Annotated in this window: 21 protein-coding genes; 12 read left to right on the plus strand and 9 right to left on the minus strand. The window is 63.4% G+C overall.

Annotated elements, in window-relative coordinates; translation table 11 throughout:
* Positions 1-136: 136 nt before the first annotated feature.
* Positions 137-1,216 (minus strand): tRNA (uridine(54)-C5)-methyltransferase TrmA, encoded by a 1,080-nt coding sequence (gene trmA / locus F6S12_RS16410; protein WP_265577537.1) that lies wholly within the window; start codon positions 1,214-1,216, stop codon positions 137-139.
* A complete protein-coding gene (locus F6S12_RS16415) occupies positions 1,213-2,505 on the minus strand; it encodes an NCS2 family permease (protein WP_077934816.1) in 1,293 nt (430 codons plus the stop codon). The genes trmA and F6S12_RS16415 overlap by 4 nt, the downstream gene beginning before the upstream one ends.
* A gap of 206 nt (positions 2,506-2,711) precedes the next feature.
* Here F6S12_RS16415 and F6S12_RS16420 point away from each other — a divergent pair, with 206 nt between their 5' ends.
* Both F6S12_RS16420 and F6S12_RS16425 read left to right on the plus strand, forming a co-directional pair.
* Positions 2,712-3,161: a DUF4879 domain-containing protein gene (locus tag F6S12_RS16420; RefSeq protein WP_015637117.1), complete on the plus strand. Its 450-nt coding sequence runs from the start codon at positions 2,712-2,714 to the stop codon at positions 3,159-3,161.
* 66 nt (positions 3,162-3,227) lie between these two features.
* Positions 3,228-3,779, plus strand: a complete 552-nt coding sequence (locus F6S12_RS16425; protein ID WP_152686462.1) for a DJ-1 family glyoxalase III — start codon at positions 3,228-3,230, stop codon at positions 3,777-3,779.
* Positions 3,780-3,782: 3 nt separating this feature from the next.
* Here F6S12_RS16425 and F6S12_RS16430 read toward each other — a convergent pair whose 3' ends face one another.
* Both F6S12_RS16430 and F6S12_RS16435 read right to left on the minus strand, forming a co-directional pair.
* A complete protein-coding gene (locus F6S12_RS16430) occupies positions 3,783-4,073 on the minus strand; it encodes a HigA family addiction module antitoxin (protein WP_125062930.1) in 291 nt (96 codons plus the stop codon).
* Positions 4,074-4,088: 15 nt separating this feature from the next.
* On the minus strand, positions 4,089-4,367 hold the full coding sequence (locus F6S12_RS16435; RefSeq protein WP_011063591.1) for a type II toxin-antitoxin system RelE/ParE family toxin: 279 nt from the start codon (positions 4,365-4,367) through the stop codon (positions 4,089-4,091).
* Between the two features lie 437 nt (positions 4,368-4,804).
* Between F6S12_RS16435 and F6S12_RS16440 the strand changes: the two genes are divergently transcribed.
* Positions 4,805-5,101 carry a hypothetical protein gene (locus tag F6S12_RS16440; protein ID WP_174395150.1) on the plus strand — a complete coding sequence of 99 codons (297 nt, stop codon included), beginning with the start codon at positions 4,805-4,807 and terminating at the stop codon, positions 5,099-5,101.
* Between the two features lie 34 nt (positions 5,102-5,135).
* On the opposite strand, the gene F6S12_RS16445 is transcribed toward F6S12_RS16440, so the two are convergent.
* On the minus strand, positions 5,136-6,374 hold the full coding sequence (locus tag F6S12_RS16445; RefSeq protein ID WP_161466736.1) for an MFS transporter: 1,239 nt from the start codon (positions 6,372-6,374) through the stop codon (positions 5,136-5,138).
* Between the two features lie 572 nt (positions 6,375-6,946).
* On the opposite strand from F6S12_RS16445, the gene F6S12_RS16450 reads away from it, so the two are divergent.
* The 3 genes from F6S12_RS16450 (at position 6,947) to F6S12_RS16460 (ending at position 9,677) form a co-directional block, all read left to right on the plus strand.
* Positions 6,947-8,386: a cytochrome ubiquinol oxidase subunit I gene (locus F6S12_RS16450; RefSeq protein ID WP_011063588.1), complete on the plus strand. Its 1,440-nt coding sequence runs from the start codon at positions 6,947-6,949 to the stop codon at positions 8,384-8,386.
* Between the two features lie 3 nt (positions 8,387-8,389).
* On the plus strand, positions 8,390-9,397 hold the full coding sequence (cydB, locus tag F6S12_RS16455) for a cytochrome d ubiquinol oxidase subunit II (RefSeq protein WP_011063587.1): 1,008 nt from the start codon (positions 8,390-8,392) through the stop codon (positions 9,395-9,397).
* Between the two features lie 112 nt (positions 9,398-9,509).
* On the plus strand, positions 9,510-9,677 hold the full coding sequence (locus F6S12_RS16460) for a DUF2474 domain-containing protein (RefSeq protein ID WP_152686460.1): 168 nt from the start codon (positions 9,510-9,512) through the stop codon (positions 9,675-9,677).
* A gap of 96 nt (positions 9,678-9,773) precedes the next feature.
* On the opposite strand, the gene F6S12_RS16465 is transcribed toward F6S12_RS16460, so the two are convergent.
* Positions 9,774-10,898, minus strand: a complete 1,125-nt coding sequence (locus F6S12_RS16465; protein WP_152686459.1) for a methyltransferase — start codon at positions 10,896-10,898, stop codon at positions 9,774-9,776.
* Between the two features lie 214 nt (positions 10,899-11,112).
* On the opposite strand from F6S12_RS16465, the gene F6S12_RS16470 reads away from it, so the two are divergent.
* Complete coding sequence (locus F6S12_RS16470; RefSeq protein WP_152686458.1) at positions 11,113-11,889, plus strand: ferredoxin--NADP reductase; 777 nt, start codon at positions 11,113-11,115, stop codon at positions 11,887-11,889.
* A 47-nt stretch (positions 11,890-11,936) separates the two neighbouring features.
* Here the strand turns inward: F6S12_RS16470 and mscL are convergent, their stop codons facing one another.
* Positions 11,937-12,350: a large-conductance mechanosensitive channel protein MscL gene (mscL, locus tag F6S12_RS16475; protein ID WP_011063583.1), complete on the minus strand. Its 414-nt coding sequence runs from the start codon at positions 12,348-12,350 to the stop codon at positions 11,937-11,939.
* A 287-nt stretch (positions 12,351-12,637) separates the two neighbouring features.
* On the opposite strand from mscL, the gene katB reads away from it, so the two are divergent.
* The 4 genes from katB (at position 12,638) to F6S12_RS16495 (ending at position 16,982) form a co-directional block, all read left to right on the plus strand.
* Positions 12,638-14,179, plus strand: a complete 1,542-nt coding sequence (gene katB, locus F6S12_RS16480) for a catalase KatB (RefSeq protein WP_053160119.1) — start codon at positions 12,638-12,640, stop codon at positions 14,177-14,179.
* A 66-nt stretch (positions 14,180-14,245) separates the two neighbouring features.
* Complete coding sequence (locus F6S12_RS16485; RefSeq protein WP_053153992.1) at positions 14,246-14,806, plus strand: ankyrin repeat domain-containing protein; 561 nt, start codon at positions 14,246-14,248, stop codon at positions 14,804-14,806.
* A 45-nt stretch (positions 14,807-14,851) separates the two neighbouring features.
* Complete coding sequence (gene radA, locus F6S12_RS16490) at positions 14,852-16,219, plus strand: DNA repair protein RadA (protein ID WP_011063580.1); 1,368 nt, start codon at positions 14,852-14,854, stop codon at positions 16,217-16,219.
* 34 nt (positions 16,220-16,253) lie between these two features.
* On the plus strand, positions 16,254-16,982 hold the full coding sequence (locus F6S12_RS16495; protein ID WP_409999843.1) for a hypothetical protein: 729 nt from the start codon (positions 16,254-16,256) through the stop codon (positions 16,980-16,982).
* Positions 16,983-16,989: 7 nt separating this feature from the next.
* Here the strand turns inward: F6S12_RS16495 and F6S12_RS16500 are convergent, their stop codons facing one another.
* Positions 16,990-17,358: a PilZ domain-containing protein gene (locus F6S12_RS16500; protein ID WP_011063578.1), complete on the minus strand. Its 369-nt coding sequence runs from the start codon at positions 17,356-17,358 to the stop codon at positions 16,990-16,992.
* Between the two features lie 54 nt (positions 17,359-17,412).
* A complete protein-coding gene (locus F6S12_RS16505; RefSeq protein WP_015637107.1) occupies positions 17,413-17,874 on the minus strand; it encodes a methyltransferase family protein in 462 nt (153 codons plus the stop codon).
* A 216-nt stretch (positions 17,875-18,090) separates the two neighbouring features.
* Here F6S12_RS16505 and F6S12_RS16510 point away from each other — a divergent pair, with 216 nt between their 5' ends.
* Entirely contained in the window at positions 18,091-20,157 is a 2,067-nt protein-coding gene (locus tag F6S12_RS16510; protein ID WP_011063576.1) for a carbon starvation CstA family protein, read from the plus strand.
* Positions 20,158-20,160: the final 3 nt, after the last annotated feature.

A 20,160-nucleotide genomic window follows, 5' to 3' on the forward strand; every position in this document is an offset into this window, starting at 1 on the left:
GGCTTGCCAGCGAAGGCGCCCGTCTGAACAGCGCAAGGCTCAGGGCCTCTTCGCCGGCAAGCCCGCTCCTACGGAGGCGGAGGGCTGCGGAATGACAACGGCCGTCTCGAGGATGGCCGTTGGGGAGCGGGGCAAATCAGCGGCGGGTCAGCAAGACTCCGGATTCCATGTGGTGGGTCCAGGGGAACTGGTCGAACAGCGCGCAGCGGGTGATGCGGTGGCTGTCTTGCAGCTGGGCGATGTTGGCCGCCAGGGTCTCCGGGTTGCAGGAGATGTACAGGATGTTGTCGAAGCGCCGGGTCAGTTCGCAGGTGTCCGGGTCCATGCCGGCCCGGGGCGGGTCGACGAACACGCTGCCGAATTCGTAGCTCTTGAGGTCCACGCCCTGCAGGCGTCGGAACGGCCGAACTTCGTTCAGGGCTTCGGTCAGCTCTTCGGCCGACAAGCGCACCAGGGTGACGTTATCCACAGCGTTTTCGCTGAGGTTGCTCAAGGCCGCATTCACCGAGGTCTTGCTGATCTCGGTGGCCAGCACCTTGCGCACCCGGGTGGCCAGGGGCAGGGTGAAGTTGCCGTTGCCGCAGTACAGTTCCAGCAGGTCGTCCTGGCGCTCGCCCAGGGCTTCATGGGCCCAGTTGAGCATCTTCTGGTTCACCGTGCCGTTGGGCTGGGTGAAGGCGCCTTCGGGCTGGCGGTAGCTGAAGGTACGCCCGCCGACTTCGAGCTTTTCCACTACGTAGTCCTGGCCGATGACTTCGCGCTTGCCCTTGGAACGGCCGATCACGCTGACCTTGAGGTCGGCGGCCAATTGGCTCGCGGCCTTGTGCCAGTGCTCGTCCAGCGGGCGGTGGTAGCACAGGGTGATCATCGCGTCGCCGGCCAGGGTGGTGAGGAACTCCACCTGGAACAGCTTGTGGCTCAGGGGCGCGCTGGCTTGCCAGGCGGCCTTGAGCCGGGGCATCAACTGGTTGATGCGCTGGCTGGCGATGGGGAACTCCTCGATGAGGATCGGCGTGCGCTTGTCGTCCTGGGAGAACATCGCGTAGTGCCGTTCCCCGGCCTCGCGCCACAGGCGGAACTCTGCCCGCAGGCGGAAGTTCTGCAGGGGCGAGTCGAAGACCTGGGGCTCGGGCGCATCGAAGGGGGCCAGCAGGTCGCGCAAGCGCGCGACCTTGTCATTCAACTGGGTGGTGTAGCTTGCGGCGTCAAAAGTCATGCGGGGTAACCGAGCTTGATCACGAACAGGATCGACAGGATCACCAGGGGCGCGTTCAGCTCACGGGCACGGCCCGACAGCAGTTTGATCACGGTCCAGGCGATGAAGCCGAAGGCGATGCCGTTGGCGATGGAGTAGGTGAACGGCATGGCCAGGGCGGTGACGACCACGGGAGCGGCGACGGTGATGTCTTCCCAGTCGATTTCTGCCAGGCCCGAGGTCATCAGCACAGCGACGAACAGCAGGGCCGGTGCGGTGGCGAAGGCGGGTACGCTGGCTGCCAGTGGCGAGAAGAACAGCGCCAGCAGGAACATGATCGCCACCACGATGGCGGTCAGGCCGGTGCGGCCGCCGGCGCTCACGCCCGCCGCGGATTCGATGTAGCTGGTGGTGGTCGAGGTGCCCAGCAAGGAACCGGCCATGGCGGCGGTGCTGTCGGCGATCAGCGCCCGGCCCATTTTCGGCATGTGGCCGTCCTTGCCCATCAGGCCGGCGCGCTTGGCGACGCCGATCAGGGTGCCGGAGTTGTCGAACAGATCGACGAACAGGAAGGCGAAGATCACGCTGATCAGGCCGATATCCAGGGCGCCCTTGATGTCCAGTTGCAGGAAGGTCGGGGCCAGGGACGGTGGCATCGAGGTCACGCCGCCGAACGGGGTGACGCCCATGAGAATGGAGACGACGGTCACCGCGAGAATGCCGATCAGCACCGCGCCGCGCACTTTCAGGGCTTCCAGGGCCACGATCAGGGCAAAACCCAGGGCTGCGAGGATAGGGGCCGGTTTGCTCAGGTCGCCAAGGCCGACCAGGGTCGACTCGTTGCCCACGACGATCTGGGCGTTATGCAGGGCGATCAGCGCCAGGAACAGGCCGATACCGGCGGCAATGGCCGAGCGCAGGGGCAGGGGGATGCTGTTGATGATCCATTCGCGGATCTTGAAGATCGACAGTATGAAAAACAGCACCGCCGAGATGAATACCGCCCCCAGGGCTACCTGCCAGGTGTGGCCCATGTGCAGGACCACGGTGTAGGTGAAGAAGGCGTTCAGGCCCATGCCCGGTGCCAGGGCGATCGGGTAGTTGGCGATCAGGCCCATGACGGTGGAACCGATGGCCGCCGCCAGGCAGGTGGCAACGAAGATCGCGCCCTTGTCCATGCCCGTCTCGCCGAGAATGCTCGGGTTGACGAAAAGGATGTAGGCCATGGCCAGGAAGGTGGTCACGCCCGCAAGAATCTCGGTGCGCACGTTGGTGTTGTGTGCCTTGAGTTGAAACAGCCTTTCCAGCATGTCTGCTCCCCGTGGCGCCGCCGGGCGCCGTGAATGTATCGACTCCAACAGCAAAGCACAGACTTTATAAGGTGCCTGCGGATTTGCTCTGGGTCGGAAAAAGCCGCGCATCATACCAGCAGCGTGGGCCAATGGCTGCGATCGTCGGCGATGTTTTGCCGCGCTGGCAAGTAGCGCATACTGCGCCCTGGTTTTAGGGGGGATTTATGCGCAGCACAGTGAAAATGACAGCCCTGGCATTGCTCGGCGCGACAGCCTGCTGGCTGGCGGCCCCGGCCATGGCGCGCTCGGCCCCGCCGCTGAGCCGGGTGGAGATTCTCAAGGTGCTGTCACCTTCCTGCGGCCTGGAGGATGTCTCCGACGGCCGTGAACGGACCCAGTGCGATCACAACGGCCCGAACATCAAGGTCTACGTGCTGGAGATCGGCTACGGTCGCGAGCCCCATGTGACCCTGGACGGCTTCGAGGTCGATGGCACCCGTTCGCCGGTGTGCGAGGACGGCTCCAGCTATGTGCCCTGCGGCAACTCGGGGACTACCGTCGGCTATGTCTATGTCTTCGACCTGGCGGGCAAGCAGGAGGGCACCTTCAGCTTTCGCAACACCTCGCTCAACGCCCCGGGCAACAGCCTGGGCGCGCAGATCTACATCAAGTGACGGCGCCCTGAACGGCAGCCGGCAAAGCTGACTAAGCTCTAAAGACCTCCACGCGGAGTCATCCCCATGACCTTCAGAGCCCTGGTCACCCTTGCCGAAGGCATCGACGACCTGCAAAGCGTGACCCTGATCGACGTATTGCGCCGTGCCGAAGTCGAAGTGCTGGCCGCCAGCGTCGAAGGCCGGCGCATGCTCACCTGCGCCCGGGGCACCCGCTTGACCGCCGACGCCATGCTGGTGGACGTGCTGGCCCAACGCTTCGACCTGATCGTATTGCCCGGCGGCGCGGTGGGCGCCCAGCACCTGGCGGCCCATCAACCGCTGCAGCAATTGGTCAAGGATCAGGCCGCAGCGGGGCGCCTGTTCGCCGGCATCGCCGAAGCCCCGGCCCTGGCCTTGCAGGCGTATGGCGTGCTGCGCCAGCGGCGCATGACCTGCCTGCCCAGCGCCAGCCATCATCTGCTGGGCTGCACCTTTGTCGACCAGCCGGTGGTGGTGGACGGTAACTGCATCACCGCCCAGGGCTCCGCCGCGGCCCTGGCGTTTGTCCTGGCCTTGGTGGAAGCGCTGTGCGGTCGCGGTAAGCGCGCCAAGGTGGCGGCGGAGTTGCTGGTCTAGGGCTCAGTCGCCATGGGCCGCGATGGGCTCGATCAGCGGTTGCAGTTCCTGCTCTGTGTGCCAGATGTCGTAATCGGCCTGTACCGCCAGCCAGACCTTGGCCTTGCCGATTCCGGCGCGTTCCAGCTTGACCGCCAGTTCCGCACGGATCGGCGCATGGCCGTTCAACACCTTGGACAGGTGCGGGCGGGCGTAGCCGATATGCCGCGCGAGCTCCGTCACGCTGATGCCCAGTTCGGGCAAGATATCCAGGCGCAGGGTGTCACCGGGGTGGGGCGGGTTGTGGATGGGCATGATCCTGCCTCCTGTTCAGTGGTAGTCCAGATAATCCACCAGCTCGATATCCGAACCTACGAAACGAAAGATCACTCGCCAGTTGCCGGACACTACCAGGGACCAGTAGCCAAGCAGGTCGCCCCTGAGCGGGTGCAGCCGCCAGCCCGGCAGATTGAGGTCTGCCGGTTCGCTGGCGTGATCCATGAACGACAGTTGGCGGGCCAACCGGCGTGCATGCTCGGCCCGTATTCCACGAGTCGATCCGGTTTCATAGAAGGCGCGCAGGCCTTTGTGCTGAAAGGACTTGATCATGGGGTGCGAGTGTAAGGCGATACCTTACACGCTTCGTAGCGGTTTTGTATTGCAGAGAATGATCAACAACCTGTTACGAGGCCCCCCACGGGGCGTTTCTCTGTCGCAGCTCGGTTCGGCAAGGAGTCGGGCACGGGGCTTGTGAACGGGTAACAAAGGCTAACCAGCCGCTTCTTGCACCGCCCGTCCCATCACCCCTATAGTTCGCGCCGTCGCTGCCAATTCAGCGGCCGGGTTTGGTCACCCGAAATTAGAAGGCGCACGCGCCACCCTGGTTTGCAGGCACTTTTTCGTGTCCGCACGCTTAATGGTGGGCTGTGCGCGGGACACCTTCGGGTGTGCCGGGTGCCTTCTTCCCGGTTGACCAACCTGTGCACAGTCCGCCACCCATCGTTTGGTCACGATTGGGGCGGTCATTCATAAAGAAGGATCTAATGATGAATACCCCGAAAACTGCTGCCCACTATGTGCCGCTTAAATCCAACATAAGCCGGCCAGGAGTATTTTTTATCAACGCCAACGCCTCCCCTGAGGCGCTGCACGAAGCCGCCGAGCAACGCATGCGCACGGCTGCCAATCTGCTGGAAACCCTCTGCTGCCTGAACTTCAGCCATGGCGATGTGAAGGACATCCCGCACATCATCGACGTGCTCTATGTCCTGACCCAGGATGGTTGCGACCTGCTGGAGGCGGCGAAATGGCGAGCCGCTGCTGAAGCTCAGCCCAGCCACTGAGGCTTGAACCTGGCCGCGCCAGCCCGGCGCGGCTTCAGGCCTTGGATTGCTCGACCCGTTCGATCATCCGGTCACGCTGGGCCAGGGTCGGGAACAGCTTGATCCAGACGCCGGTCACCAGCAGCGTGCCGACCCCGCCCAGAACCACCGCCGGCACTGTGCCGAACCAGTGGGCGGTCAGCCCGGATTCGAACTCCCCCAACTGATTCGACGCGCCGATGAACAGGCCGTTCACCGCGCTGACCCGGCCGCGCATTTCGTCCGGGGTTTCCAGTTGCACGAAAGAGGCGCGGATCACCATGCTGATCATGTCCGCCGCCCCTAGCACCACCAGCACCGCCAGGGAAAACCAGAACGAGGTCGAGAGGCCGAAGGCGATGGTGGCCACGCCAAACACCCCGACCGCGGTGAACATCACTCGCCCGACCTTGCGCTCGACGCTAAAACGCGCAAGCCACAGGGACATCAGCAAGGCCCCCACCGCTGGCGCCGAACGCAGCAGCCCCAGGCCCCAGGGGCCGGTGAGCAGGATGTCCTTGGCGAACACCGGCAGCAGCGCGGTGGCGCCGCCCAGCAGCACGGCGAACAGGTCCAGGGAAATGGCCCCGAGGATGTCCGGGCGGCTGCGGATGAAGCGGATGCCCGCCAGCAGCGAATCGAGGGTGGCCTTGCCCTTGTTCAACGGGGTCTGCCGGGCCGGCAGGTTGAGCATCAGCAGGCAGGCGATCAGGTACAGGACCACGGTGGGGCCGTAGACCCAGACGCTGCCGAAGGCGTACAGCAAACCGCCCAGGGCCGGGGCGACGATGGTCGCCGACTGCTGCGCCGATTGCGCGGCGGCCACCGCCCGGGGAAACAGCGCCGCGGGCACGATGCTCGGCAGCAGGGCCTGGGTGGTGGGCATTTCGAAGGAGCGGGCGCCGCCGAGCAGGAAGGCCAGAATGAAGATCATTTCCCGGGTGACGCTGTCGGTCAGGCTGCCGACGGCCAGGGCCAGGGCGATCAGGGCTTGCAGCGACTGGCAGATAGCCGCCACCCGGCGCCGGTCGTAGCGGTCGGCCACATGCCCGGTGTGCAGCATGAACAGCACCCGCGGGGCGAATTCCACCAGCCCCACCAGACCCAGGTCCAGCACATTGCCGGTCAGTTGGTAGAGGTTCCAGCCAATGGCCACGGTGAGCATCTGGAAGCCGCTGGCGGTAAAGATCCGCGCCAGCCAGAACGCGATGAACGGACGATGGTGACGGAGCAGCAGAGGGTCTTGGCTGGGCATCGGGCGGTAGATCTGAGCGGGGAGTGCCACGAGATTATCACCAAGATGTAACCAATAGTTGCGGCTCGGGGAAAATTCGTTAGCCGCGCATCTATCTTGTTTTTCGCTCGAACACCTGGTCGCGAATCCTGTAGTCGCTGCCGCAGGCTGCGAACGGCTCCGGAGGAGACGCCGGGATATTGAATACGCCGCAGGTTCGACGGGAAGTTGCCAGCCAAGGCCCTGCGTACCGAACGCGGCCCGGCCTTTCGCAGCTTCGCAGGCTCAGCAGCGGCTACAGGCGTTTTGTGTGGGAAAAGCCGGGAAAACCCCGGGCTTGAGAGGGTGAGGCAAGCTGTCACGCGGCAAATAACCACAGAGTTGCATGGCGAAATTAGGACTACTCTTTCAACGTTGCTTGATCCAGATCAAAACCTTTTTGCAAAGGCTGATGTGGTGGCCCAAGTGCCAGACTCCCTGCGTAGCGATGGTTTAAAAAAGAACGAATCCGAATTCGCCGCACTCCATATCCGTGGGGGCAGTGGGTGCAGGCCTCTGGCCGGCAGCCGGTATTACCTGATAGAGGAAAGCTTATGTTCGGTTTAGAGGCTCTTGATCTCGCCCGAATTCAGTTCGCGTTCACCATCTCGTTCCATATCCTGTTCCCGGCGATCACCATCGGCCTGGCGAGCTACCTGGCGGTACTCGAAGGCCTCTGGCTGAAGACCCGCGACGACACCTACCGCGATCTCTACCACTTCTGGTCGAAGATCTTTGCCGTCAACTTCGGCATGGGCGTGGTCTCCGGCCTGGTGATGGCCTACCAGTTCGGCACCAACTGGAGCCGCTTCTCGGACTTTGCTGGGTCCGTCACCGGCCCCTTGCTCACCTATGAAGTGCTCACGGCCTTCTTCCTGGAAGCCGGTTTCCTCGGGGTGATGCTGTTCGGCTGGAACAAGGTCGGGCGCAAGCTGCACTTCTTCTCCACGGTGATGGTGGCCATCGGCACCCTGATCTCGACATTCTGGATCCTCTCGTCCAACAGCTGGATGCAGACCCCGCAAGGCTATGAAATCGTCAATGGCCAGGTGATCCCGGTGGATTGGCTGGCGGTGATCTTCAACCCGTCATTCCCCTACCGCCTGGCGCACATGGCTGTAGCGGCGTTCGTCGCCACGGCGTTCTTCGTCGGTTCGTCCGCAGCCTGGCACTTGCTGCGCGGGCGGGACAACCCGGCCATTCGTCGCATGCTCTCCATGGCCATGTGGATGGCCCTGATCGTGGCGCCGGTGCAGGCGGTGATCGGTGACTTCCACGGGCTCAATACCCTCAAGCACCAGCCGGCGAAAATCGCCGCCATCGAAGGTCACTGGGAAAATGTCGGTAACGAGCCGACTCCGCTGATCCTCTTCGGCTGGCCGGACATGAAGGCCGAGAAGACCCGGTTCGCGGTGGAAATCCCCTACCTGGGCAGCCTGATCCTCACCCACTCGCTGGACAAGCAGGTGCCGGCGCTCAAGGAGTTCCCACCCGAGGACCGGCCCAACTCGACCATCGTCTTCTGGTCGTTCCGGATCATGGTCGGCCTGGGCATGCTGATGATCTTCACCGGCCTGTGGAGCCTCTGGCTGCGCAAACGCGACACCCTCTACACCTCGCGCCCGTTCCTGTACCTGGCGTTGTGGATGGGCCCATCCGGGTTGATCGCGATCCTGGCCGGCTGGTTCACCACCGAGATCGGCCGCCAGCCGTGGGTGGTCTATGGCCTGATGCGCACGGCGGATGCCTCTTCCGGCCACAGCTTTGTGCAGATGAGCATCACCCTGGCGCTGTTCGTGGTGGTGTACTTCTCGCTGTTCGGCGTGGGTATCGGCTACATGATGCGCCTGGTGCGCAAAGGCCCGGTTACCAACGAAGGTGCCGAAACCAGCCACGGTGGCCCCGGCCAGAAACGCACCCCGGCCCGTCCGCTGTCCGCAGCCGACGATGACCACGACGCCGACCACGGCACCCGCCTGAACAAGGGGAACTGAGTCATGGGTATTGATCTTCCGCTGCTCTGGGCCGTGATTATCATCTTCGGCATCATGATGTACGTGGTCATGGACGGCTTCGACCTGGGGATCGGGATTCTCTTCCCGTTCGTCAAGGACGACCGCGACCGTGACGTAATGATGAACACCGTCGCGCCTGTCTGGGACGGCAACGAAACCTGGCTGGTACTGGGGGGCGCGGCGTTGTTCGGCGCCTTCCCGCTGGCCTACTCGGTGGTGCTCTCGGCACTCTACCTGCCGCTGATCCTGATGCTGGTGGGCCTGATCTTCCGCGGCGTGGCCTTCGAGTTCCGCTTCAAGGCCAAGGAAGACAAGCGCCACATCTGGGACAAGGCCTTCATCGGCGGCTCGGTGGCGGCGACCTTCTTCCAGGGCGTGGCCCTGGGGGCATTCATCGATGGGCTGCCGGTGGTCAACCGCCAGTTCGCCGGCGGTTCCCTGGACTGGCTGACCCCCTTTACCCTGTTCTGCGGCCTGGCGCTGGTGGTGGCCTATGCCTTGCTCGGTTGCACCTGGCTGATCATGAAGACCGAAGGCAAGCTGCAACTGCAGATGCATGACCTGGCGCGGCCCCTGGCCTACGTGGTGCTGGCGGTGATCGGCGTCGTCAGTATCTGGACGCCCCTGGCCCACGCCGAGATTGCCGCGCGCTGGTTCACCCTGCCGAACCTGTTCTGGTTCCTACCGGTGCCGATCCTGGTGCTGGTGACCATGTACGGCCTGCTCCGCGCCGTGGCCCGCAACGCCCACTACACGCCGTTCCTGCTGACCCTGGTGCTGATCTTCCTCGGCTACAGCGGCCTGGGCATCAGCCTGTGGCCGAACATAGTGCCACCGTCGATCTCCATCTGGGACGCCGCCGCGCCGCCGCAGAGCCAGGGCTTCATGCTGGTGGGCACCTTGTTCATCATCCCGTTCATCCTGGGTTATACCTTCTGGAGCTACTACGTGTTCCGCGGCAAGGTCACCCACGAAGACGGTTATCACTAGGTAGGAGCCGGCTTGCCGGCGAAGAGGCCTTCGTGCCTTGTGCCGAGCTTGCGGTCGCTTTCGCTGGCACGCCAGCTCCTACGGGAATCCGGGTTAGGCAGGAGTTGAGGTCATGAGCGGTAAACACTCTTTGCAGGAAATCGAACAGGCGGAAAAGAAGCCGCTGTGGCAGCGCCTGGGTTGGCTGGCAATGATCTGGGGCGGCAGTGTCCTGGCCCTGTTCGTGGTCGCCAGCCTGATGCGCATATTCATGAATGCCGCAGGCCTGACCACCCACTGATCATCCCATCCCGTTGCCTTGCGGCTCGGTTTCAACCCTCCCTTGGTGGAGGGTTTTTTTTGCCTGTCGAAAAGGCCGCTGTGTTCTGGCGAGCCCTTACTTGCGGGCCTTGAGAATGACGAACTTGGGGGTTGCCGCCACTTGCTCGACGCCGCGGAACAGCCGCGCCAGCTTGCTGTGGTAGCCCAGGTGGCGGTTGCCGACGATGTACAGTGCGCCCCCTACCACCAGGGCCTCCCGGGCCTGCTGGAACATGCGCCAGGCGAGGAAGTCGCCCACCACCTGCTGCTGGTGGAACGGCGGGTTGCACAGCACCACCTCCAGGGATTGCGCTGCCTGGCCGGCCAGGCCGTCGCCGGCTCGCATTTCGGCTTCGCGCTCGCCCAGCACGGCCTTCCAGTTCTCCCGGGCCGATTGCACCGCCATGAAGGATTCGTCCACCAGGGTGTAATGGGCCTGGGGGTTGTCCAGGGCGCTGGCAATGGCAAGTACGCCGTTGCCGCAGCCCAGGTCCGCGACCCGGGCGCTGCCGAGGTTCTGCGGCAGGTGCGGGAGGAAGGCGCGAGTGCCGATGTCCAGGCCTTCGCGGCAGAACACGTTGGCGTGGTTGAGCAGCTCGATGGCCGGCTGTTCCAGGCGATAGCGGGTCGGGTAGGGCGACACGACGGGCTGCTTGTCTTGCGGCGTGGCAATCAGCAGCCGAGCCTTTTTCACCGCCAGCGAGGCCTGGACCGGGCCGATGTAGCGCTCCAGCAAATCACCGGCGGCGCGGGGCAGGTGCTTGACCATCGCCGCCGCCACCACCTGGGCGCCGGGGGCCAGTTGCCCTTGCAGGCGGATCAGTTGCTCTTCCAGCAGGGCCAGGGTCTTGGGGACGCGGATCAGCACCCGGTCGAAGGGGCCGGCCAGGGGCTCGCTGGCTGGCACCACGCGCACGGCGTCGAAGGGCAGCCCGTTGCGCACCAGGTTTTTTTCCAGGGCCAGGGCGCCCAGGTAGGAGTCGCCACTGCTGCTGACCTGGACCTTGCCCAGCAGGCTCGCGGCCAGGGCGCCGAAGCTGTCGTTGAGCACCAGCACCCGGGTGTCGCTGGCCGCTTGTTGTTCGGCCAGGTGATTGAGCAGGTATTCGTCCGCCGCGTCGAAGGCTTGCAGTGGCTCGTTCTGCTGTTCGGGCTGGCGGATCAGGTCGAGCTGGGCGAAGGGGCTTGCAAGCAGGGGCATGGGGCGGACTCTAGGTAATCGGTGAATGTCCCGGCGGTGGGGGCTGTCGAGCGCACGGGAACCCTCGGACAGCGGCAGTGCGGGCTGTTCGAAGCGGGGCTAAATGGTACGTTTTTTTATCGCTGATTGCCCGCGCTCTATGCCACTACAAACCGCCGGTGTTTCTGCGCGGCGCTTTGCGGGACACTAGCGCATCGGTTTTGTGGAGCCTGTCATGACTGCCAGTGAAGAAAAGTACACCCGCCAGACCCTGCTCGAGGTCCAGCCCTTGACCTCCAGCCTGTTCACCCTGCGCACCACCCGGGATGCGGGTTTTCGCTTTCGTGCCGGGCAGTTCGCTCGCCTCGGGGTGACCAAGGCCGACGGCAGTACGGTGTGGCGCGCCTATTCCATGGTGTCGTCGCCGTTCGATGAGTTTCTCGAGTTCTTTTCCATCGTGGTGCCCGGCGGCGAGTTCACCAGCGAGCTGAGCCGCCTGGAAGTGGGGGACAGCCTGCTGGTGGATCGCCAGGCCTTTGGCTACCTGACCCTGGACCGTTTCGTCGATGGTCGCGACCTCTGGTTGCTATCCACCGGCACCGGGATTGCGCCGTTCCTGTCGATCCTCCAGGACTTCGAGGTGTGGGAAAAATTCGAACGCATCATCCTGGTCTACAGCGTGCGCGAGGCCAAGGAGCTGGCTTATCAGCAGTTGCTTGCCGAGTTGCCGCAACGTGAGTACCTGGCGGAGTTCGCCCATAAGTTGCAGTTCATCAGTACCGTGACCCGCGAGCAGCACCCGGGCAGCCTCAATGGGCGCATCACCCAGTTGATCGAGAACGGTGAGCTGGAGCGTGCCGCCGGCGTGGAGCTGAGCCCCGAGCACTCCCGGGTGATGCTCTGCGGCAACCCGCAGATGATCGATGACACCCGCGCCCTGCTCAAGCAGCGGGGCATGAGCCTGAGCCTGACCCGGCGACCGGGGCAGGTGGCGGTGGAAAACTACTGGTAATGAAAACGGCGCCATCAGGGCGCCGTTGTCGTATTGCGGGATCAGCCTCAGGGCTTGTTGTTCTGAGCCTTGAGCAGATCGCGGATCTCCCCCAGCAGCTCTTCTTCCTTGGTCGGCACCGGCGGCAGCGTCGGGGCCACGGCCTCTTCGCGCTTGAGACGGTTGATCACCTTGACCCCCATGAAGATGGCGAAGGCAATGATCACGAAGTCGATGATGCTCTGGATGAACTTGCCGTACGCCAAGACCACTGCCGGCGTATCGCCCGCAGCCGCCTTGAGCGTGACCGCCAGATCCCCGAAGTTCACCCCACCGATCAGCAGGCCGATTGGCGGCATGACCACGTCGCCAACAAAGGACGAGACGATCTTGCCGAACGCGGCGCCGATGATGATACCGACGGCCATATCGACCACATTACCTTTGACCGCGAAGGCCTTGAATTCACTTAGCACGCCCATAGGTTATTCCTTGCTACAGATGAGGTTGGTTACGGCAGTGTAATTCAGCAAAAAGCATTTTGCCGAAACAACTTTTTACAGCTCGCGGGGTTATCGACCGATAAAGAGGCAAATAGTTTATTCAAAGTGCCATCAAATCGCGCGCGATATACCCCGCGCCCCACGATATAACCAGTACATTCTGTCAATCGAACGGTTACGGCCTTTCTATTTATCTTTCAAATATTTAGTCACTAGCCTCTAGCAGGCGCATCGAGATGCGCCTTATATAACTAGAGGAATACAACATGACCGCTTCTCTTGGCCTTGGGAGTCTTTCCCAGCGACGCGTACTGGGCGTGCTTGCCGCCAGTATGCTTTCCCTTTCCGTACAGGCCGCCACGCTGACCCGCGACAACGGTGCGGCAGTGGGCGACAACCAGAATTCGCAGACTGCGGGCGCCACCGGCCCGGTGCTGTTGCAAGACGTGCAGTTGATTCAGAAACTCCAGCGGTTCGACCGCGAGCGCATTCCAGAGCGTGTGGTGCATGCCCGTGGCACGGGTGCCCACGGTACTTTCACGGTAACCGACAACCTCACGGACCTGACCCGTGCCAAGGTGTTTGCCGCCGGCGAAGTGACCCCGGTATTCGTGCGTTTCTCGGCGGTGGTGCATGGCAACCACTCCCCGGAAACCTTGCGCGATCCACGGGGCTTCGCCACCAAGTTCTATACCGCGGACGGTAACTGGGACCTGGTGGGCAACAACTTCCCGACCTTCTTCATTCGTGATGCCATCAAGTTCCCGGACATGGTGCATGCGTTCAAACCCGATCCGCGCACCAATCTCGACGATGACTCGCGGCGTTTCGACTTCTTCTCCCATGTTCCAGAAGCCACCCGTACTCTGACCGAGCTGTATTCCAACTCCGGCACTCCGGCCAGTTACCGGGAAATGGACGGTAATGGTGTGCATGCCTACAAGTTGATCAACGCCAAGGGCGAAGTGCACTACGTGAAGTTCCACTGGAAGAGCCTGCAGGGTCTGAAGAATCTCGACCCGAAACAAGTGGTGGAGGTACAGGGCCGCGATTACAGCCATATGACTAATGACTTGGTAACCCACATTAATAAAGGGGACTTTCCCAAGTGGGACTTGTATGTCCAGGTATTGAAACCCGAAGACCTGGCCAAGTTTGATTTCGACCCGCTGGACGCTACCAAGATCTGGCCCGGTGTGCCCGAGCGCAAAGTCGGGCAAATGGTGTTGAACCGCAATCCGGCCAACGTCTTCCAGGAAACCGAGCAAGTGGCCATGGCACCGGCCAATCTGGTGCCGGGCATCGAACCGTCGGAAGACCGCCTGCTGCAAGGCCGGGTGTTCTCCTATGCCGATACCCAGATGTACCGCATCGGCGCCAATGCCCTGCAACTGCCGATCAACGCGCCGAAGAACCCGGTGAACAACGGCAACCAGGACGGCGCGATGAACCTGGGCCACAGCAGCACGGGGGTCAACTACCAGCCAAGCCGCCTGATGCCACGCGAAGAGCCGCAGACCGCGCGCTACAGCCAGATGGCGCTGGCGGGCAGCACCCAGCAGGCGAAGATCCAGCGCGAGCAGAACTTCAAGCAGGCCGGTGACCTGTACCGCTCCTTCAGCAAGAAGGAACGCCAGGACCTGATCGACAGCTTCGGCGGCTCCCTGGCCACCACTGATGATGAGAGCAAGCACATCATGCTGTCGTTCCTTTACAAGGCCGACCCGGAATACGGCACTGGGGTGACCAAGGTGGCCAAGGGCGACCTGGCCCGAGTCAAGGCCCTGGCGGCGAAGTTGAGCGACTGATCGAGCGAGCCTTACCCGTCACGCCCGCCCGGGCGTGACGTCTTTTTCCGACAGAGGAGTCGCGCCATGCGTCTTTTTATAGCGCTGCTGTCAGTGGCCTGGTCGTTTGCCGCCTACGCGCAGCCTACGGCCGAAGCAGCGGTCGCCGCCGACCCGGTGGCGGTCAAGGTCCAGCTGGAAAACTACTATTTCGATGCCGCCCGCCGTGGCGATGTGGAAATGCTCGACACCTTTATCGCGGCCGGCTATTCCCTCGATACCCAGGATGAAAAGGGCTACACCGCGCTGATCCTCGCGGCCTATCATGGCCAGGGCCCGGCGGTGGAGCGCCTGCTGGCCGCTGGGGCCAACGCCTGCGCCCAGGACAAGCGTGGCAACACGGCCTTGATGGGGGCGATCTTCAAGGGCGAGGTGCAGATCGCCCGGCGCCTGCTGGCCGCCGATTGCAGCCCCGACCAGCGCAATGGCGCCGGGCAGACCGCCGCCATGTACGCCGGGTTGTTCAAGCGGGTCGAATTGCTTGACGCCCTGGCCGCCAAGGGCGCCGACCTGAATGCCGAGGATCCTCTGGGCAATAGCGCCACGCGCCTGGCCAGCGGGCAGATACGTACCGCCGCACCGCGCTGATCCGCGCCAGCTGAGCTATCATCGCGGTTTTTGCCGGGGGTTCAGATGGCCAAGGCCAAGCGCATGTACGGCTGCACCGAGTGCGGCTCCACCTTTCCCAAATGGGCCGGGCAGTGCGGTGAGTGCGGGGCCTGGAACACCCTGACCGAGACCATGATCGAAAGCGGCGGCGCGGCGGCACCTGCCGGGCGCACCGGCTGGGCCGGGCAGCAGGCGCAGATCAAGACCCTGGCGGAAGTCAGCGTCGAGGAAATTCCGCGTTTCTCCACCGCTTCCGGTGAACTCGATCGGGTACTGGGCGGCGGCCTGGTGGACGGTTCGGTGGTGCTGATCGGTGGTGATCCGGGGATCGGCAAGTCGACCATCCTGCTGCAGACCCTGTGCAATATCGCCACGCGCATGCCGGCGCTGTATGTCACCGGTGAGGAATCCCAGCAGCAGGTGGCGATGCGCGCCCGGCGCCTGGGCCTGCCCCAGGACCAACTGCGGGTGATGACCGAGACCTGCATCGAAACCATCATCGCCACGGCCCGGGTTGAAAAACCCAAGGTCATGGTGATCGACTCGATCCAGACGATTTTCACCGAACAACTGCAGTCGGCCCCGGGCGGCGTGTCCCAGGTGCGCGAGAGCGCGGCCTTGCTGGTGCGCTACGCCAAGCAGAGCGGCACGGCGATCTTCCTCGTCGGCCACGTGACCAAGGAAGGCGCCCTGGCCGGGCCGCGGGTGCTGGAGCACATGGTGGACACCGTGCTGTATTTCGAAGGCGAATCCGACGGGCGCCTGCGCTTGCTGCGGGCGGTGAAGAACCGTTTCGGTGCGGTGAATGAGCTGGGTGTATTCGGCATGACTGACCGCGGATTGAAGGAGGTCTCCAATCCTTCGGCGATTTTCCTGACTCGTGCCCAGGAAGAGGTTCCGGGCAGCGTGGTGATGGCCACCTGGGAAGGCACCCGGCCGATGCTGGTGGAGGTCCAGGCGCTGGTGGATGACAGCCACCTGGCCAACCCGCGCCGGGTGACCCTGGGCCTGGACCAGAACCGCCTGGCCATGCTGCTGGCGGTGCTGCATCGCCATGGCGGCATCCCCACCCACGATCAGGATGTGTTCCTCAACGTGGTGGGCGGGGTCAAGGTGCTGGAAACCGCCTCCGACCTGGCGTTGATGGCCGCCGTGATGTCGAGCCTGCGCAACCGTCCGTTGCCCCATGACCTGCTGGTGTTTGGCGAAGTCGGCCTGTCGGGTGAGGTGCGCCCGGTGCCCAGCGGTCAGGAGCGCTTGAAGGAAGCGGCCAAGCACGGCTTCAAGCGAGCTATCGTGCCCAAGGGCAACGCGCCGAAAGAGGCGCCGCCGGGCTTGAAGATCATTGCCGTGACCCGCCTGGAGCAGGCGCTGGATGCACTTTTCGAGTAAGCATGCAGGTCTTTTTTGAAAGGAAGCAGGTGATATGGCCATGAGCGGATTCAGGGGGCGGGTGTTGGGTTGGGGGTTGCTGGGCTATTGCGGCCTGGCCCTGGCACAGCCGGCCGAGGTGCCGGAAGGCTATCGGATTGCCCAGCAGGTGCTGGTGGGCGACGGTTCGGTGCTGGAGGTGCTGGAGGATGTGCGCATCACCCCCCAGTTGCATGCCGATAGCTGGGGCAATGGCCTGGACGCCGACAGCTTTGCCGAGCCGGAGGGGGATCAGCCGAGCGCGCCGTTGGGAGCCCAGGCGCGCCTGGTGTCCGATAGCGGCGAGGTACTGGCGCAGAAGTCCCTGGGCTACCCGATGGCCACCGTGGAAAAGGCACCGCTGAACGGCCTGCCGTCCCCGGCGTTTTTCCTGACCATCGACCAGACCGCTCCCATGGGCAGCTACAGCGGCCCGGCCACCCAAGTGCTGATGCCGGAACAGAATCAGTTGGACCCGGTGCTGTGCCAGGGGGAGGGCGCGGAGAAGCAGCCGCTGCTGTTTGCCCAGACCGGCAAGGCGGCCTGGCAGATCGTACCGTCCGTTGGTGGCGGCACGGAAAGCATCCAGCAGGTGTCGTCCGCTTCATCGATGGAGAACGAAGAGTTCGTTACCACCTATCGCACCTTCCGTTATGCCGACGGCCAGTGGACCGTCGCCACGCGCCAGCAGGCGGGTTACTGGGACACGGAAAGCGAGTTTCCCGAGCCCGCGCTGTTTCCCTGAAAGGCCATCAGATATCGATCAAGGCCCCGAGCTCGCGCTCAAGCTCCTCGGGGTCTCCCAGGTTCAACTCGATCAGGCGCCTGAGGTGCTCGATGGACTCCAGGCCGATGTGCAGGCAGACGAAGCCCAGTTGGCCCTTATTGTCATGGGCCAGTTGTACGTCCATGCGCACATCGGCGTCGGAGCTCAGGTGAATGTCGGCCTCGAAGGGGCGCGCCGGGTCGCCCAGCCACGGATCGGGGCGCTCGATCAGCAGGCCCTTCAGTGAAAGATCCAGCAGCCGTACCGGCCAGCGGTGGGTGCCTTGGCTGAGTTCGGTCCGGGCATCGAAGGCGATGCGTTTGAAGCGTCGGCGGTCGTCGTGTTGCTCGGTCATGGGCTGGCCCTCTGCATGGTGCCCTGAACTATAGACCCCGGTTCGCGCCTGTCGCTACAACCAGCGCCGGACCTTGCGGCAGTAGTCACGGTAGGGCTGGCCAAAGAGCTCCAGCAGTTGTCTCTCGTCCGGGCGGATTACCGTGCGGTTCATCAGGTACAGCAGCCCCGGCAGCAACAGCCAGGGCCACAGGTTGCCCAGCAGCAGGGCAATGGCGCAGTAGCCCAGGGTGTCGCCCAGGTTGATCGGGTTGCGCGAGATGGCGAAGGGGCCATCGCGGAGCAACTGGTCGGGCTGGTCGAAGTTGCTGGAGGTGGTGCGCTGTTGCCGGAAACGCCACATGGCCCAGAACGACAAGCCCTGCCCGAAGACGATCAGGATCACTGCCAGGCTGCGCACGCCGTTATTGACCGGCAGCGGCAAGGGCAGCCAGCCGCTGAGAAACAGCGCCAGGGTCAGGCACAGTAAATACAGGAGTGGCGGTGGCAATGGCGGTTGTTCGGGTGGCGTTGACATGGAGGTTCCTGCACCAGGGCTCAAGTGTGCGACTGTCGGCAAGTGCCCAGGGTTCCGGTTTTTTCCTGGCGGGCGCCGCTCAGGCAGATCGGGAGCAAGAAAAACCGCCCTCATAAGTTAAAAGAAGGCTCTAGACCAACGTGGGGGGTGGTCTTTAAGAGCAGTAGCGCTACACTCGAAACGCGGTTTTTCTATCCTCCTGGCTGGAATAAAAAAATGAAAAATAATAATAGCCTGTTGCGCCATGTTCCTTGGCTGCTGCTGGCAATCGTAGGAGCTTGCGCCCTTGGCGTAGTTGCATTGCGTCGCGGCGAGGCGATCAACGCCTTGTGGATTGTGGTCGCCGCCGTGGCCATCTATCTGGTGGCGTACCGGTATTACAGTCTGTTCATTGCCAACAACGTGATGCAGCTGGACCCGGGCCGGGCCACGCCCGCCGTGGTCAACAATGATGGTCTGGACTACGTCCCGACCAACAAGCACATCCTCTTCGGTCACCACTTCGCGGCCATTGCCGGCGCAGGCCCCCTGGTGGGCCCGGTGCTGGCGGCGCAGATGGGCTACCTGCCCGGCACCCTGTGGCTGATTGCCGGGGTGGTCCTGGCCGGTGCGGTGCAGGACTTCATGGTGCTGTTCCTGTCCACCCGGCGTAACGGCCGTTCCCTGGGCGACATGGTCCGTGAGGAAATGGGCCGTATCCCGGGGACCATCGCGCTGTTCGGCTGCTTCCTGATCATGATCATCATCCTCGCGGTGCTGGCGCTGATCGTGGTCAAGGCCCTGGCCGAGAGCCCGTGGGGCATCTTCACGGTGATGGCGACCATCCCGATCGCGGTGTTCATGGGCGTGTACATGCGCTACATCCGCCCGGGCCGCATTGGTGAGATCTCGTTGATCGGCGTGCTGCTGTTGCTCGGCTCCATCTGGCTGGGTGGCCAGGTGGCGGCGGATCCGGTGTGGGGCAAGATGTTCACCTTCACCGGCGTGCAGATCACCTGGATGCTGATCGGCTACGGTTTCGTCGCGGCAGTACTGCCGGTGTGGCTGATCCTGGCACCGCGGGACTACCTGTCGACCTTCCTCAAGATCGGCACCATCATCGCTCTGGCGATCGGCATCCTGATCACCATGCCCGAGCTGAAGATGCCGGCCCTGACCCAGTTCACCGACGGCACCGGCCCGGTGTGGAAAGGCGGCCTGTTCCCCTTCCTGTTCATCACCATCGCCTGTGGCGCGGTCTCCGGCTTCCATGCGCTGATCTCCTCGGGCACCACGCCCAAGCTGCTGGATAACGAAGCCAACGCCCGCTACATCGGCTACGGCGGCATGCTCATGGAGTCCTTCGTGGCGATCATGGCCATGGTCGCGGCCTCGGTGATCGAGCCGGGCGTGTACTTCGCCATGAACAGTCCGGCGGCCATCGTCGGCGGCGACGTGGTAGCGGTAGCCCAGACTGTCAGCAGCTGGGGTTTTGCGATCAGCCCGGACCAACTGCAGGCGGTGGCCAAGGACATCGGTGAAAACACCATCCTGGCCCGTGCCGGCGGCGCGCCGACCCTGGCAGTGGGGATCGCGCAGATCCTCCACCATGTATTGCCGGGTGAGAACACCATGGCCTTCTGGTACCACTTCGCGATCCTGTTCGAAGCCCTGTTCATCCTCACTGCGGTGGACGCCGGTACCCGTGCCGGGCGCTTCATGCTCCAGGACCTGCTGGGCTCCTTCGTTCCGGCGCTGAAACGCACCGAGTCGTGGACCGCCAACCTGATTGCCACCGCAGGCTGCGTGGCGCTCTGGGGCTACCTGCTGTACCAGGGCGTGATCGATCCTCTGGGCGGCATCAACACCCTGTGGCCGCTGTTCGGCATCTCCAACCAGATGCTGGCCGGTATCGCCCTGATGCTGGGTACCGTGGTGCTGATCAAGATGAAGCGCCAGCGCTACATCTGGGTCACCCTGCTGCCGGCTGTGTGGCTGCTGATCTGCACCACCACCGCAGGCTTCATCAAGCTGTTCGACGCCAACCCGGCGATCGGCTTCCTGTCGCTGGCGAAGAAATACAGCGATGCAATGGCCAACGGCCAGATCATCGCCCCGGCCAAGGACATCACGCAGATGCAGCACGTGATCTTCAACGCCTACACCAACGCGACCCTGACAGCCCTGTTCCTGCTGGTGGTGTTCAGCATCCTGTTCTACGCGCTCAAGGTCGGCATCGCCGCCTGGGGCAGCAAGGAGCGTACGGATAAAGAATCGCCCTATCAGGCCGTGCCGGACGCGTAACTC

This window comes from Pseudomonas sp. JV245A (assembly GCF_032424515.1).
GTDB classification, from domain to species: Bacteria; Pseudomonadota; Gammaproteobacteria; order Pseudomonadales; family Pseudomonadaceae; genus Aquipseudomonas; species Aquipseudomonas protegens.